The sequence below is a fragment of the Desulfomicrobium salsuginis genome (assembly GCF_054657795.1).
Genome location: NZ_BAAHYA010000002.1, coordinates 2,014,756 through 2,029,236, shown reverse-complemented (window position 1 = coordinate 2,029,236; position 14,481 = coordinate 2,014,756). Strand labels below are relative to the sequence as shown.

12 protein-coding genes and 1 tRNA gene are annotated in these 14,481 nt (G+C 65.9%); 3 read left to right on the top strand and 10 right to left on the bottom strand.

Annotation, left to right across the window (positions count from 1 at the left end; genetic code table 11):
* Positions 1-58 precede the first annotated feature (58 nt).
* The 5 genes from ACYQ3G_RS16145 to ACYQ3G_RS16125 form a co-directional block, all read right to left on the bottom strand.
* Complete coding sequence (locus ACYQ3G_RS16145) at positions 59-1,471, bottom strand: sigma-70 family RNA polymerase sigma factor (protein WP_459827437.1); 1,413 nt, start codon at positions 1,469-1,471, stop codon at positions 59-61.
* A 216-nt stretch (positions 1,472-1,687) separates the two neighbouring features.
* Positions 1,688-2,011, bottom strand: coding sequence for a PilZ domain-containing protein (locus ACYQ3G_RS16140; RefSeq protein WP_459827434.1), 324 nt, complete (start codon positions 2,009-2,011; stop codon positions 1,688-1,690).
* A gap of 187 nt (positions 2,012-2,198) precedes the next feature.
* Positions 2,199-3,095: a UV DNA damage repair endonuclease UvsE gene (uvsE, locus tag ACYQ3G_RS16135; RefSeq protein WP_459827431.1), complete on the bottom strand. Its 897-nt coding sequence runs from the start codon at positions 3,093-3,095 to the stop codon at positions 2,199-2,201.
* Positions 3,096-3,293: 198 nt separating this feature from the next.
* Positions 3,294-4,559 (bottom strand): Y-family DNA polymerase, encoded by a 1,266-nt coding sequence (locus ACYQ3G_RS16130; protein ID WP_459827429.1) that lies wholly within the window; start codon positions 4,557-4,559, stop codon positions 3,294-3,296.
* Positions 4,559-5,020, bottom strand: a complete 462-nt coding sequence (locus tag ACYQ3G_RS16125) for a LexA family protein (RefSeq protein WP_459827427.1) — start codon at positions 5,018-5,020, stop codon at positions 4,559-4,561. The genes ACYQ3G_RS16130 and ACYQ3G_RS16125 overlap by 1 nt, the downstream gene beginning before the upstream one ends.
* A 114-nt stretch (positions 5,021-5,134) precedes the next feature.
* Here ACYQ3G_RS16125 and ACYQ3G_RS16120 point away from each other — a divergent pair, with 114 nt between their 5' ends.
* Complete coding sequence (locus ACYQ3G_RS16120) at positions 5,135-7,021, top strand: molybdopterin-dependent oxidoreductase (protein WP_459827425.1); 1,887 nt, start codon at positions 5,135-5,137, stop codon at positions 7,019-7,021.
* Here the strand turns inward: ACYQ3G_RS16120 and ACYQ3G_RS16115 are convergent.
* From ACYQ3G_RS16115 to ACYQ3G_RS16105, 3 genes are all read right to left on the bottom strand, one after another.
* A complete protein-coding gene (locus tag ACYQ3G_RS16115) occupies positions 7,018-7,287 on the bottom strand; it encodes a hypothetical protein (RefSeq protein ID WP_459827422.1) in 270 nt (89 codons plus the stop codon). The genes ACYQ3G_RS16120 and ACYQ3G_RS16115 overlap by 4 nt on opposite strands.
* Before the next feature lie 179 nt (positions 7,288-7,466).
* Complete coding sequence (locus tag ACYQ3G_RS16110) at positions 7,467-10,295, bottom strand: cache domain-containing protein (RefSeq protein ID WP_459827419.1); 2,829 nt, start codon at positions 10,293-10,295, stop codon at positions 7,467-7,469.
* 274 nt (positions 10,296-10,569) lie between these two features.
* Positions 10,570-12,021: a DUF438 domain-containing protein gene (locus tag ACYQ3G_RS16105; RefSeq protein ID WP_459827417.1), complete on the bottom strand. Its 1,452-nt coding sequence runs from the start codon at positions 12,019-12,021 to the stop codon at positions 10,570-10,572.
* A gap of 279 nt (positions 12,022-12,300) precedes the next feature.
* Between ACYQ3G_RS16105 and ACYQ3G_RS16100 the strand changes: the two genes are divergently transcribed.
* Positions 12,301-12,549, top strand: a complete 249-nt coding sequence (locus ACYQ3G_RS16100; protein WP_459827414.1) for a type II toxin-antitoxin system prevent-host-death family antitoxin — start codon at positions 12,301-12,303, stop codon at positions 12,547-12,549.
* The gene (locus ACYQ3G_RS16095; protein ID WP_459827412.1) at positions 12,546-12,959 is read left to right on the top strand and encodes a type II toxin-antitoxin system VapC family toxin; all 414 of its coding nucleotides are present in this window, start codon (positions 12,546-12,548) and stop codon (positions 12,957-12,959) included. The genes ACYQ3G_RS16100 and ACYQ3G_RS16095 overlap by 4 nt, the downstream gene beginning before the upstream one ends.
* 179 nt (positions 12,960-13,138) lie before the next feature.
* On the opposite strand, the gene ACYQ3G_RS16090 is transcribed toward ACYQ3G_RS16095, so the two are convergent.
* Together ACYQ3G_RS16090 and ACYQ3G_RS16085 are read right to left on the bottom strand one after the other, a co-directional pair.
* Positions 13,139-13,214, bottom strand: a tRNA-Ala gene (locus tag ACYQ3G_RS16090).
* Positions 13,215-13,388: 174 nt separating this feature from the next.
* The gene (locus ACYQ3G_RS16085) at positions 13,389-14,474 is read right to left on the bottom strand and encodes an aminotransferase class IV (protein WP_459827410.1); all 1,086 of its coding nucleotides are present in this window, start codon (positions 14,472-14,474) and stop codon (positions 13,389-13,391) included.
* Positions 14,475-14,481 lie beyond the last annotated feature (7 nt).

Genomic DNA, 14,481 nt, shown 5'->3' with positions numbered 1-14,481 from the left:
GGAGAGTGCCGAACGCGTGGAGAAAGGTTCGGTCAAGTCCGTTGCCGGGGGAGCAGGATCAGGTGGTCCGGGGCAGGAGCAGGTCGTTCAGATCGCAGGGCCGGTCGAGCATGCCGGCCTGCAAGGCCATGTTCATGACCTGGCCGGCCCGGACGCTGTTCGGGGCGAGGTCGTGGAATGTCACGAAGCCTCGTTTGAGGACCGAGGCGGCCGTGTCCCTGTCCACTCCGGTGTAGCTGGACTGGATGGCCGCGCTCTCCATGGGGTGCGCATGGGCGTAGTCCGCGGCGGCCAGGAGCAGCTTCAGGTAGCCGTCCAGCAGTTCCGGCTTGCCGCGCGCGAAATCGCTGCGGACGGCGAGAATGCAGCAGACATGGCCCGGCGCCAGGTCACGGGAGCGGATGAGGACGGAGCCCGTCCCGGCGTTTTCGGCCATGAGCCCCCAGGGTTCGGAGCAGAAGAAACCGTCCAGGTTTCTGCGGGCCAGGGGGAGGGCCATGCAGGAGGGGCTGAGATAGACGGGACGGAAGGGCCTGCCCCCTGGCCCCAGGCCCAGGACGGATCGCATCAGCATGCCATGCGTGGACAGAGGGTGGGGCAGCCCCATTGTTGCCCCGGCAAGATCGCGGCCCGGGAAGCCGTGGCTGCCCCCGTCCCTGATCATCGATTTCTGCATGGTGATGGCGCTGCCCTCGTGGTGTCCGTCGAGGGCCCATTTCAGGGGAACGCCCCGGTTGTGCAGGACCATGGTCAGGGGCGCCATCATCATGGCCGCGTCCAGGGCTTCGTTGACCATGGCTTTGGCCAGTTCCGACCAGGACATGAACCTGCGCAGGCTGACATGAAAGGCGGTCTGGTCGTGACGCTGCTGGGCGATCATGGGCAGGAGGTGGTCGGAGATGGGCAGGCAGCCGACGCGGATGGTCTGCGCGTCATGGTCGGCAATGGCGCGCATCATCCTTTCGCGGGTATCGTGCAGACGGCGTTTGATGGTGCCCACGGGCACGCCCAGGGCAGAGGAGATGTCTTCGTAGGAGCGTCCCAGCAGATAGCGTTGCACGGCTGCTTCCCGATAGACTCCCGGCAGGGAGGCGAGAAGGGAACGGATCATGTCGCGGGTCTGGAAGCGGGCGTAGTGTTCCCAAGGGTCCAGGTCGTCGGAGGGCAAGTCCTCGATGTTGTCCAGGTCGGAGGTCAGAATGTCCGGCGGGTGGGCGCGGAGCATGCGGCGGCAGCTGTTGGTCACGATGCCGCGCAGCCAGGCCGGGAAGGCGTCGGGGTTGCGCAGGCCGGTCAGATGCAGCCAGGCGGTCAGGAAGGCGTCCTGCAGCGCGTCCTCGGCCAGGGACGGATCGCGCAGCCGGCGCAGGGCCACGGCTTTGGCCATGTCGGAGAAACGGCGCATGAGCTCGCAAAAGGCGGTTTTGCTGCCGCCTCCGGCCGAACGAGCCAGTTCCTGATAGGTTTTCATGGGCCGCGGCTCCGGGAGCGTGGGGAAGGACGCTACGACCCTAATACGTTTTGTCCGGGATGCAAAGATGGCGTGATCGCGAAGCGGGATGCCCTGGAGGTTGAGCGGCCTTGGTCGCCCGAGGTGTGCGACCTGCCGGGACGGCGGACAAAAAAAGGCCCAAGCGGATTCGTCCGCTTGGGCCGGCAATTTCGGAAATGATGATCTTGGCAGGTATTACGCCGCCTTGATTGTCCTCACGCTCTGGGGCATCTGCACGCCCACGCCGTACCGGCCGGAGTACAGGCCCTCCTGCGGCGCGCACCAGCGGACCATGCCGACGCAGTGGGTTTCGCCGAGGCGCTGGGCGTTTTCCATGCCGGGACGGAAACGGATCTTGACGGGTTCGCCTTTGGTCAGGGGGTGGTCAAGTTCGATCATCAGACCGCCCGGGCTGTAATTGATGACCCGCGACGGCAGGGGCCCCTTGCCGTCCGCGTACAGTTCGATGCTGCACGGTTCCAGGCTGGCCTTGCGGGTGGCGCTTCGTTTTTCGGTCATGGCGTGTCTCCTTCCGTTTCGGCGAAAAAAACGGCTGTCTTACATATAAGTCAGGCGCGGAATCTTGTCCAGATTCGTATGACAAATATTTTGCCATGTCGCGTTTGTGCCGCATGTTCGGAGGCTGCCGACGGCTGCCGGCGAGAGAATGTTCGCGGCGCGCCTTTGCGCTCCGCGTTAGCCACGCTCAGGCGGTCGGGGCGAGATCGCGCATGAGGCGGACCACGGCCAGCTCCTTGGCCTTGGCCTCCACGTCCACGGTCATGGCGCGGCCCGGCCAGCAGGCCGGGAAATCCGCGGGGTCGATGTAGTCGGCATGGGGCTTGGGCTTGTTCTTCCACCCTTCGCGCGGCGAGGAGATGTGGCAGTACTGCTCCCGTCCCTTCCAGGTGGCGGCGGCCAGGTCCGTGGCCTCGGCCTCGCCCAGACCGTCCGGGTTGCAGCGGTGGTGATGGGCGTCATAGACCAGCGGCAGGCCGAGATCTTCGCACACGGGCAGCAGGTCGCGCACGGAGTAGGTCACGTCGTCGTTCTCCAGGGTCAGGCGGGAGGACACGCCTTCGGGCAGCTCCCGGACCACGGCGGACAGGCGTTTCAAGGCGGCCGCCTTGTCGCCGTAGGCCCCGCCGGCGTGGATGTTGATGACGTCCGCCCCGGTCAGGTCCGCCAGGAAGGCCTGGTACTCCAGTTCCCGCACGGAGCTTTCGATGACGTGGGCGTGGGGCGAGGACAGGACCACGAACTGGTCGGGGTGGAAGCTCAGGCGGACGTCGTGGCCCCGCGCGAAGTCCCGGACATCGGCCATGTTGCGGGCGATGGCCTCGGCCTCGGGCAGGTCCTCCAGATTGTAGCCGACCTCGGGGTGGGTCATGCGCGGGAAGAGGGGCGACATGATGCGGAAGGCGCCGATGCCCAGCCGGTACACCGTCTGCACCGCGAGCAGGAGGTTCCGGGCGTTGTGGAGGCAGACGCCCGAAGCCTTGGCCAGGGCGTCGCGGCGGCTCAGGGCCGAGAGGGCCTTGGCCGTGGTGGTGCGGAAGGTCACGGGTTCGGCCACGAAGAGGCAGCACAGTCCGAAGCGCATACTGGTCCTTGAGGAAGCAGGTTGAAATTTGGAAGATTCATGACGACTCATCATTTCGAAACCGTCCACAAATCAATTCTGGCAAGGCGAGGGTGTGCCCAGCATGGGTAAGCCGATTTTGGAGGGCGAAATGTAGCCGTCCCCATGAGCCCTTCAAAATCGGTGAGCAACGCAGCCCGGAATTGATGTGTGGCGGTTTCAGCGGACTACGGGCAGCTCGGCCCAGGATGTGGTGTAGCGGGGGGAGCGGCGCTCCTGGCGCATGTGCCATTCCTTCTTGCCCAGGCCCGAGGCGGCCAGGGTCAGGGTGCCCTGGCCGTGCATGGTGTTGACGCGGTCCATGACCCGCATGAGGGCGTCCCGCCGCGTCTTCTCCTCGCCGCTCGGCTCCAGGAAGGACAGCTGGCGCTGGCCGGCCGGGGCGAGGTCCAACAGGATCACGCCCGCCTTCTGGTATTTGTAGCCGGGCTTGTGGATCTCGCGCAGGATCTGCAGGGCCGGCCCGTGCAGGACCAGGGTGTCGGCAGTGGGCGCGGGCAGGGCGCGGCCGCGGCTGGCACAGTACTGGGGCCCCGGCTGGAAGCGGTTGGTCTCCAGGAAGACCTGCACGGCCCCGGCCACGAGGCCCTTGCGGCGCAACTTCTCCGCGGCCCGCTGCACATAGGCCGAGACGGCCTCCTCCAGGCTCGCCAGACTCTCGACGCGCGTGCCGAAGGAGCGGGAGCAGACCAGGGACCGGGCCGGGGGCGGGGCGTCCTCCAGGGCGATGCACGGGATCTGGCGCAGTTCGAGGACCGTGCGCAGGCCCGTCACGGTCAGCTGGCGGCGGACCCAGTCGTCGGGGCGGCGCTTGAGGTCCAGGGCCGTGCGCACCCCGCAAGCGGCCAGGAAGCGCGCGCTCCTGCGGCCGATGCCCCACACGTCGCCGGGTTCCGTGGAGTGCAGGACCCGGTCGATGTCGTCCTCGTCCTCCAGCAACCGCGTGCCGTCGCCCTTCTTGGCCAGGCGGTTGGCGACCTTGGCCAGGGTCTTGGTCCGGGCGATGCCCACGCCCACGGGGATGCCCGTCCATTTTTTCACCGTGGCGCGGATTTCGCGGGCCGTGTCGAGCAGACTCGCGCTGTTCAGGCCCCGCAGCATGAGGAAGCATTCGTCGATGGAGTAGATCTCGGCCTCGGCGCAAAACTGGCCCAGGGTGCGCATGACGCGGGCCGACATGTCGCCGTAGAGGGCGTAGTTGGAGGAGAGGACGCGCACGCCGCTACGGGCGTAGAAGTCCTCGCGCTTGTAGGCCGGCTCGCCCATGGTTATTCCCAAGGCCTTGGCCTCGTTCGAGCGGGCGATGACGCAGCCGTCGTTGTTGGACAGGACGACCACGGGCCGGCCTTCCAGGGACGGGTCGAAGACGCGTTCGCAGGAGGCGTAGAAGTTGTTGCAGTCCACCATGAGGTAGAAATCGCGCACTAGAGCCTCCGCACCACCCCCGAAACCACGCCCCAGACGTGCAGATTCTGCTCGGCGGCCACGGCGATGGGCCGGTAGCGGGGGTTCTCTGGGGCGAGGAAAATCTGGCCGTCCTTGCGGACCAGCCGCTTGACCGTCAGTTCGCCGTCCAGGACCGCGACCACGATCTTGCCCGGAACGGGCTCCTCGGAGCGGTCCACGACGAGGATGTCGCCGTCGTGTATCCCCGCGCCGGACATGGAGTCGCCGCTGACCCTGACCATGAATGTGGCGGCCGGGTTACGGACCAGGTAGGTGTTCAGGTCCAGGGCGGTTTCGATGTAGTCGTCGGCCGGGGAGGGGAAGCCGGCGGAGATGCGCTCCAGGTACAGGGGCGTGGCCCCTTCGGATTCGCTCACGGCCCGGCCCAGGATCTCGACCCGGTCGCGGCTGGTCTGGTTCAGGTTCAGAATGTTCGACATGGTCCGACCTTGCCGCCGGCCTTGGCTTCCGTCAACGCCGGGATTAGAACGACTCCTGACGATCGGACGAACACGCATAAATGCCCATTGGTACTGGGCCCTTGTGGAGAATACATGACTATCACCGCCTGCACCCTCGATTGCCCCGACGCCTGCTCCATCGTGGCCGAAAACGGCCCCGGCGGGCTGCGCCTGCGCGGCAACCCCGACCACCCCTTCACCCGCGGCTTCGTCTGCCCCAAGCTCGACGTGCACCGCCGCAGGCTCGCAAGCCCGCACCGCCTGCGCTCCCCTCGCCTGAAGGTTGACGGCGCGTGGCGGGACATCGGCTGGGACGAGGCCCTGGGACTTTGCGCCGAGAAAATGAACCTGTACCGGGACGAGCCCCGTTCCATCCTGCACGTGCGCGGCTCGGGCAACCGGGGCGTGGTCAAGTTCCTCTCGACGCTCTTCTTCCGCACCCTGGGCGCCTCGGGTCTGCACGGCTCCCTGTGCGACGAGGCCGGGATATCGGCCTGCGTCGAGGACTTCGGTGCCCTGCGCCACAACGACATCACGGACATCCTGCGCACGTCGGCCCTGGTCAACTGGGGCCGCGACCTGAAGCGGGGCTCCGTGCACACGGCGGCCATGGTCCGGCAGCTGCGCAAGGGCGGCGTGCCCGTGGTGACCATCGCGCCGGGCGCGGACACGGCCGAGGGGTTCACCGACCGCTTCGTGCGCATCCGCCCCGGCACGGACCGTTTCCTGGCCGCGGCCGTGCTGCAGGAGGTGCTGCGACGCAAGGGCGTGGCGCCGGAGGTGGCGGCGGCCTGCCGTGACCTGCCCGCCTTCCGGGCGCTCCTGGACGGCTGCGGGGATGAACCGCTTCGGTGGTGCGGGGCGTCCCGCGAGGACGCGGACTTCCTGGCCGGGCTGTACGCCGGCCCCTCGCCCGTGGCCTCCCTTCTGGGCTGGGGCATGCAGCGCTACCGCTTCGGCGGGCAGAACGTGCGCTTCGTCAACGCCCTGGCCATGCTCTCTGGGCAGGTGGGCCGCAGCGGCGGGGGCGCCTACTACAACCTGAGTTCCATGGCCAACTTCGACGTGCCCTGGAAGGCGTCCACGAGCTACGGCCGCACGCTGCTCATGCCCGACCTGGCCCGCGAGATCGCCCGCGCCGACCCGCCCGTGCGCATGGCCTGGGTGGAATGCATCAACCCGGCCAACCAGTTCCCCGAGGCCGGCGCGGTGGCCCGCGCCCTGGACGGCCTCGATTTCGTCGTGGTCTGCGACGCCTTCATGACCGACACGGCCGAGGTCGCGGACCTGGTCCTGCCCGTGGCGCTGATGCTCGAACAGGACGACGCCGTGGGCTCCTTCATGCACGAGTACGTGCAGTGGAGCGGCAAGGCCGCGGAGCCCCCGGCAGGCGTGCGCACGGACTACGACATCCTCTCGGACCTCGGGCGCCGGCTCGGCCTGGAGTTGCCGAAGCCCGAGGAGGCCCTGCGCCGGGCCCTGTGCTCGCGCACCCTGGATACGACCCTGGAGGAGTTGCGCGTCGCGGGCTACGCCCGCTCGACCCATCCGGCCGTGGCCTTCGAGGGCCTGCGTTTCGGCCACGCCGACGGCCTGTACCGCCTGCCCACCCGCTTGGACCCGCCCCTGGACCCGCCGGCCGGGTACCCGCTGCAGCTCTTGACCCTCATCAACCGCCGCTTCGTTCATTCCCAGATCCTGCCCGAGGATCACGCCGCGCGACCAGCGGTCGCCGTGCATCCGGACACGCTGCGCGCCCTGGGGCTGGGGCCCGGTCCGGGACGCATCGTCACGGAACTCGGGTTCCTGGATGTGGATTTGACTGCGGACGCGGCCGTCCACCCTGGCTGCGTCGTCTACAGGCGCGGGCCGTGGGGCAGGTTCGGGGGCGGGGTGAACCGCATCATCCGGGCGGTGGAGACGGACATGGGCGGGGGCAGCGCCTTCTACGAGCAGCACTGCCGCCTGGAGGGGGTCTAGTAGCGGCCGTTCTTGACCGTGGTCACGTAGGTTTCGAGGGCGGGGTCGTTTTCGGCGTCGATGCCGGGGGTGGACGGGTCGGCCCACTCGAAGCGGCCGTCCCGCCAGACCACGACCGTGCGCCGGGCCTTGAAGGCCGCGTCCACATAGACAACCTGCAGGGCGCCGTCGAGGTCGTAGGTCGAAACATCGCAGACGATGCCGACCTTGGTGAAGGTCTGGCCGTGGACGGTCACGGGGTAACCCGTTCTGAGCTTGGGACGCATGTTCGGTGCTCTGTCTGAGTGTTCTTTGGAGAAGGCCCTCGCGGGGCTGACCGGACGCTAACGCGGTTTTTTTGTTCTGCAAAGAAAAATGTCGGGAGCGGAGCGCCTGCCGCATTTTACGCGGCAGACCTGCCCATGCGCATCTTCGAGCGCCAGCCGGAAGGCGGCGTTTCCGCGTGTCAGCGCTCCGCGTTCTGCGGGGTGCTCCCGGGCTGGACCGGCAAGTCCACGGTGAAGCAGGCCCCGCCCGCGGAGCCCTGCGCGGCGTGGATCCTTCCGCGGTGTCCGCTGGTCACGATGAAGTAGCTCACGGCCAGGCCCAGGCCTGTTCCCTCCCCCGGTTTCTTGGTGGTGAAGAAGGGCTCGAAGATGCGCCTGCGCGCTTCTGGCGGGATGCCCGGGCCGTTGTCCTCGACCTCCACCCGGACCCAGCCTTCGGCCGGGACGGAGATGCGGACCTCGATGCGCGGTTCGCCCGCGGGGATGTCGGCGGAGGCGATGGCCTGGGCCGCGTTGCGGAAGAGGTTGAGGAAAACCTGCTCCATCTCCGTCTCGCTGCAGAAAACGGCCGGGATATCGGGCTCCTCCTTGATGTTGATGCGGATGTTGCGGAAATCGTAGTGCTTCTTCAGGTCGTAGTCGCTGCGGGCCAGGTTCAGCGCCTTTTCCGTGATGTCGCGCATGCGGCACATGCTGCGTCTGGATTCGCCGCGCCGGCTGAAGTCGAGCATGTTGCGCACGATGAAGGCCGCCCGGATGCCCGCCTCGCGGATGTCCTGGATGAAGACGTCGAGCTTGCGGACTTTCATGTAGCGGTCCATGAGCCCGAGATCGAGGCCGACGGCCTCGGCGGCTTCCAGGTTTTTGGGGAAATCGGGCCGTGTCCTGAGCGCCAGGTTCTCGGCCGCCTGCAGGATGATGCCCAACGGGTTGTTGATCTCGTGGGCGATGCCCGTTGCGATGCCGCCGACGGAAATCATTTTTTCGGACTGGATCAGCATTTCCTGGATTTTCTTCTGTTCCGTGATGTCGTGGTAGGATGCCAGATGATGGCGTTCGCCCCCGATGTTCAGAACTTGGCTCGAGAGCACGCAGTCCAGGATGCGTCCGTCCCTGTGCCGCATCTGCAGTTCGTAGTCCTTGATCTCCCCGCCCCGGCGCAACTGGCCGAGAATCGTGTCACGATCGCTCTGGCGGGCGTGCAGGCCCGCTTCCATGGCGGTTTTCCCCAGCAGGTCCTCACGGGCATGGCCGAAGAGGCGCACGCAGGCCTCGTTGACCTCCCTGATGCGTTCGCTCTCCGTCTGCACGAGGAAGATGGCTTCCGGCGAGGACTGGAAGAGCTGGATGAACGTCTTTTCGGACTGCCGGAGCTTTTCTTCGACCTCGATCCGCGCGGAGATGTCGCGGGCCACGCCGAGGACGAGCAGGTCGCCGTTCTCCTGGAAGACGGTGGTCTGAATCTCCACCGGAAACACGGTGCCGTCCTTCTTGCGGTGGGCGCCCTGGAGCATCGCGGCTCCCTTTTCGTTCAGCATGTCGAGGAGTTGTCCGAAACCTTCGGCCGATGCATGGATGTCCACATCCCAGACGTTCAGGGCCGTGAGTTCCGCAAAAGTGTATCCGAGACTCTGGCAGGCCTCGTTGTTGGCGTCGATGATGCGGCCGGACCGGTCGGCTAGGAAGATGGCGTCCAGGGCGTTGTCCACCAGACGCCGATACCGGGCCTCGCTGTCGTGCAGGGCCTTTTCGGTGCGCAGGCGTCCGTCGATCATGGAGTTGGCCGTGGCGGCCAGCTTTTCCAGTTCGATGTAGGGCTGCGAGCCGGGGGCGAGGGTCGCTTCGGACCTACCGGCCTGGCTGAAAAAGTCCATGAAGGCGGCCAGACCTTCCCGGAGCCTGGCCGTAGCGCGTCGGGCCGCAATGTGTTGGATGAGGAAGATGAGGCCGAGCAGACCGAGCAGCATGGCGGTGTGCTTGATGCTGTTGGTCATGATGACGTGCCGTTTGCGCGCGATGTCCGCCTCGACGACGTCAAGGTTGACGCCCGCGCCGACAAACCAGCCCCAATCCTTGACCGGCGCCACGTAGCTCAGTTTGCGGTGCGGGGTGACGCCCACGACGGGCGGCATGACGTATTCGACGAAGCCGCCGCCTCCCTTGGCCGCGGCGACGAGTTCCTGAACGACCTTCAGCTCGTTGGCGTCGGTCATGGCGAGCATGTCCCTGCCCTTGGCCGGACCGGCCAGCCCGAAGCCGTCCAGGGTGCCGGCGAAGAGGTACCCGCCTTGTCCGAAATGTTCCCGTTCCAGCAGACGCAGTATTTCGGCCTTGAGGTCGTTCTCGACGTCTTCGAGGTATTCCCCGGTGCCGATGAGCCATTCGAGCGCGGGAAAGTGGCGGATGTAGGCGAGCTTGCGGTGGTCGCGCCCGGGGCTGCCGGGTTTGGTCCAGAAATATTCGTAATAACCAGCGCCCCGTTCCCTGGCGATGCGGATCATGTCCCGGATGACGGGTTTTCCCGACGGGTCCTTCATGTCCATGAGGTTCCGGTCCTCGAACTCCGGCCGGTCGGCGAAGAGCTGCTCCACCCCGTCGAGGCCCGTGGCGAAGAAATAGCCCCGCCCGTCGTTGTAGCGGATGGGGCGCAGGGCCTCGCGGATCATCCCGGCCAGTTCCTTCCGCCCCATGCGTCCCGAATTGTGCCGGTAGAGGTTGTCGGCCACGGACCAGGCCTCGTCGACCCGGTCACGGATGTTCCGCCGCAGGGACTCTTCCAGGGCGCCGCGCCGGTCCGCGATTTCGGCCAGAAAGGCGTCGACCTCGTGTCTGACTTCGCGTTTGCGCGTCTCCAGGAATTCCTGCCGGTATTCGGCGCTGTCCTTTTCGAAATGGTAGATGTCGTCGCAGACCCACAAGACGCCCAGAAGCAGCAGGCTCGCGGTCGAGATGATCGATGTGAAGCGCAAAAACGCGCTGGGGATGCTGGCCTTCCGCTTCCGGGACATTGGGCCTCGCTGGTGTGGACGGGGGTGAATTCTCGTGGGCGTCGTCGCCCTGGATATTTCTTACGCGAGTCGGAAGACAAAGCGCAAGGGTGCACGGCGTCGCCTGCCTCGCGTCCCGGATGCTCGAACGTGTAACGGAACGGGCAGCGTCCCATGAAAGAGACGCCGCCCGGCAACGGTCAGAGTGGAATTACGGATTTGCGCGCGGTCAAAGGTCTCGCCGCGTCACGAGAACCGGTTCGAAAGATTGTCCGGGCTTCCCGCGGTGCAGTCGTCACGTCCAGTCCAGGAGACGCCGTTGTCCCTCCAGGGCGCGGATGGCGGTGACGTCCTGGCTGACTTCGAGGCAGCCCAGGTACCGGCCGTCGCGTCTGACCGCGAAATAGCGGATGTGGATGAAGCGTCCACCCAGTTCGATCCAGAATTCAGCCGTGTCGCGCTCCCCGCTCTTGAATCGGGCCAAAATCTCCTCGACCACATGCACGCTCTTGGGCGGATGGCATTTGGACACCTCGCGGCCGATGATGCCCTCGCTGCGCGGGAAGATCCGTTCGTCGGTCTGCGAGAAGTACTGCACGCGGTCGTCGGGGCCGACGAACGTCATGTCCACGGGCAGATGCTTGAGCAGGGCATTGATCACCTCGGGCTCCATGCGTCCGCAGTCGAGCGGTATCAGGCCTGCGGCTCCGCCGACGGCAGCCGTCCCTTCGGCCGGCAGCCAGGCATTCCCCGGGTCCACCCAGGCGAAGCCGATCTCCGCCTCGCCCCGCCTGACCTTGCGCCAGTCTCCCTCGGTAAAGGCCTCGAAGACCATGGGGAAGAGGATGCGCTCCTCCTTGAAGACCATGTCGCGTACGGCCAGGACCAGCTCGGACACGGCCTCCGCGGCCGGGGCGTGCTGCGCGGACTCCAGGCAGGCCTGGGCCTTCTTGAACATGGCCCGGATGTCGTCATGGATCTCCCACATGACCTGCGGCGGGGCCGTCAGACCGTGGGCCTCCATGATGGGGAAGAGCTGGTTTTCCTTGCGCTCGTAGTGCCGGATGATGGCGGCCAGGTCCGCGACTCCGTTCTTCAGGGCATTCCGCGCCCCCGAATACCCGAGTTCGTCCCGCACACCGCCCAGGATCGTGGACAGATTCGCCGCCTTTTCCTCGGCCAGGACATTCTCGGCCTGGAAGGTGCGGATGGGGTGCCCGTCGGGCAGGGGCGGCAGTTCGGGTTTGTCGGAACCGGCGGTGAACAGTTCGACGTGCAGGTTGCACAGCTTCTTGATTTCCGACTCCGGGATGCCCTCGGCCACGAGGCGCTGCTCCATGGCGCCGACCTCGGCCGGGGAGACGTCTTTGAGCAGATCGTGAAAATCCTGCCGCAGGCTGTCGAGGGATTCGCCCCCGTGCAGGCGCATGACGATACCCTTGAAGGCCTCGATCCGCTCCTCGCGCGACACGCCCCGCGCGTGCTCCGCCCGCCCGCCGCTGTTGACCATGGTGACGGAGTCGTTGGACTTCCTGAATATCTCCACCGCGATGCCGGCAAGAAAATCGTCCGGGTCGAGCCCGCCCAGGGCCGCGGCCTTGGAGACCGAGGCGACGGCGGCCACGGTCTTGCGCAGGAAGGGGTTTTCGAGCTTGGAGAACTTCGGCGACTGCTTGACCAGATATTCGAGCAGAAAAGGGTACGCGTCGAGCAGGTCGCCGATTTTCGTTTTCACCGAGAGTTCCATGATGCCTCCTGGGTTGAGGTTCCGTCCGTCCGATGAAGGGAGGGCAATCGTGCGGATGGGCGGGTCAGTCGTGGACCATAGCTGAAGAATCGCGGGGAGTGCAACACGCTTGAGTCATCGAGGTGATTTCGTCGGCCGGAGCGGGGCAACGTGCCGCAATGGTCACGGAAAGATGAGTACGTGATGCCGGACACGGGACTGCCGCACAGGAGCGTCTTGTCAGGTTGCGGGCTTTTGTCTATATTCTGACTAGTCAAGTCAGAACGCTGGAGGTCCGATATGCAGACATGGCAAATCCAGGAAGCCAAGGCCAAAATGTCCGAATTGGTCAAGCTGGCGCAGAAGCAGCCTCAGAACATCACCGTGCATGGCAAGTCCGTGGCCGTGGTCCTTTCCAGGGAAGCTTTCGAGAGGCTTACTCAGGCCCAGGGGAACCTGGTGGAGTTCATGCGGCGGTCGCCGTTGTACGGGCTGGATGATGTCGAGATGGATCGTGACACGAGCCTGAGCCGGGAGACGCTGCTGTGAGCCATTTGCTGGATACGAATGTCCTTTCGGAGCTGCGCCGCAAGTCGCCCGATCCCCATGTCGTGGGCTGGGTGGAGAAACAGCCTGCGGCGTCCCTGTACCTGAGCGTCTTGACGGTGGGAGAGATCCGCCACGGAGTCGAACGGGTCGTTGAGATTAGGCGTCGGCACGCCTTGCAGGATTGGCTGGAAAACGAACTGCCCGCTTTTTTTTCCGGCCGGATTCTCCCTGTGGACAGACTTGTTGCCGAACGCTGGGGAAGGCTGCTGGCCGAGGCCGGCCGCCCGCTGCCGGCCATAGACAGCCTGCTCGCGGCCACGGCGTTGGCGCACGGACTGGCTTTGGTCACGCGCAACGTGAAGGACTTCGCCGGCATCGCAGTGCATCTCGTAAACCCCTGGGATGGTTGATGGTCAGGGATGCTGCGCTTGGAGCGAATCTTCCGACGGCGTGGAAAAAACCTGAACCGTTGGGAATCTCTCAGGAAGTGAGTGGGCCGAGGTTTTTCGGCAGGTCGGAAGGGGGCGTGGAGGAATTTCGGCCAAGAAAAAGGGCCTGGATTGTTACATCCAGACCCTGACTTTTCCTGTGGTGGAGATGAGGAGGATCGAACTCCTGGCCTCTGCATTGCGAACGCAGCGCTCTCCCAGCTGAGCTACATCCCCAGGCGTGGGAAGCCTGATATGGGGTCCGGGCCCGGTTGTCAACAGCCGAAGGCCTGAAAAACGTTCTGGACTGCGTTGCTCACCGATTTTGAAGGGCTCATGTAGACGGCAACACTTCGCCCTCCAAAATCGGTTCGCGCCTTGCCAGAACGTTTTTCAGGCCTTCGGCGCATTTCAGATCAGGTAGCTCTGCAGGGTCATGCCCGCGGGTACCGGGGCCTTGTCCTGGTAGATGTCCCAGTAGGTTTGCCTGGCCTTGCCCAGGGCGTGGTACATGGGGTGGTCGGTCTGGGCGCGCAGTTCGCAGCAGGGCGCGTTGTTCTCGTCGACCATGATCAGGCGCTGGGCCCGGTTCAGGATGCCGGCCGTGCCGATGGAGGCGATGGCCGCGATTTCCCCGGCCTCGGCCCGGGCCATGAACTCGCCGTAGGTCATGTCCCGCTCCTCCACGGTCACGCCGTCCTCGCGCAGGATGGCGCAGATGCCCTGGATGGTCACCGACGGCAGGATGAGCGGGCTCTCGGGGATCTTCACCACCGTGCCGTCCGCCATGGCGATGAGGCAGCAGGACGAATCCCATTCCGTGATGCGGCGGTCGCGCAGCGGCAGGTCCAGGCGGTCGTCCAGAAACAGGGCGGAGCTGGCCTCGGGCAGGATGCTCTTGGCCTCGTCCACGGCCTTGACGCTCAGGAGGTAGTTCACGCCGAGCTTGAGGTTGCCCGTGCCGTTGGCGCCCACGGCCCGCACCAGGTTGGGCACGACCACGCCACTGAAGGGCTCGCCCAGGTAGCGGTCGTAGGTGCAGGTGACCATGCGGATGGACGGGCGTTCGGGGAAGGTCACGCCGATGGACTGGGACTCGTCCACGGTGAAGGGCCGCAGGTAGCCCTGGCCGCCGGTCTCGCCCATCTCCCGGATGAAGTCCGCCAGCTCGGGGCTGCGCAGGTAGTGCAGGATCAGGCCTTCAAGCTCCTCTTCGGTCGGCACCATGGCCTGCTGGGCCGTGCCGAGGTTGAAGGAGATGGAGCGGCGGAAGCGCTGCAGGTTCTTGTGCAGGTTCAGGAACTGGATGTGCAGGCTGCCGTCCTCGGCCGGGCCGATGAAGTAGCGGATGCCCTCGAAGGCCAGACAGATCCCGTAGTGGATGGAACGGGATACCGCCGGGACCTTGTCGGCCGTGGGCACCATGGCGAAGGCCTTGTCGTGGAGCGTGTAGCGAGCCTGGGAACCGGCCCATTTGATGCCTTCGAAACCGGCCATGGGTCCT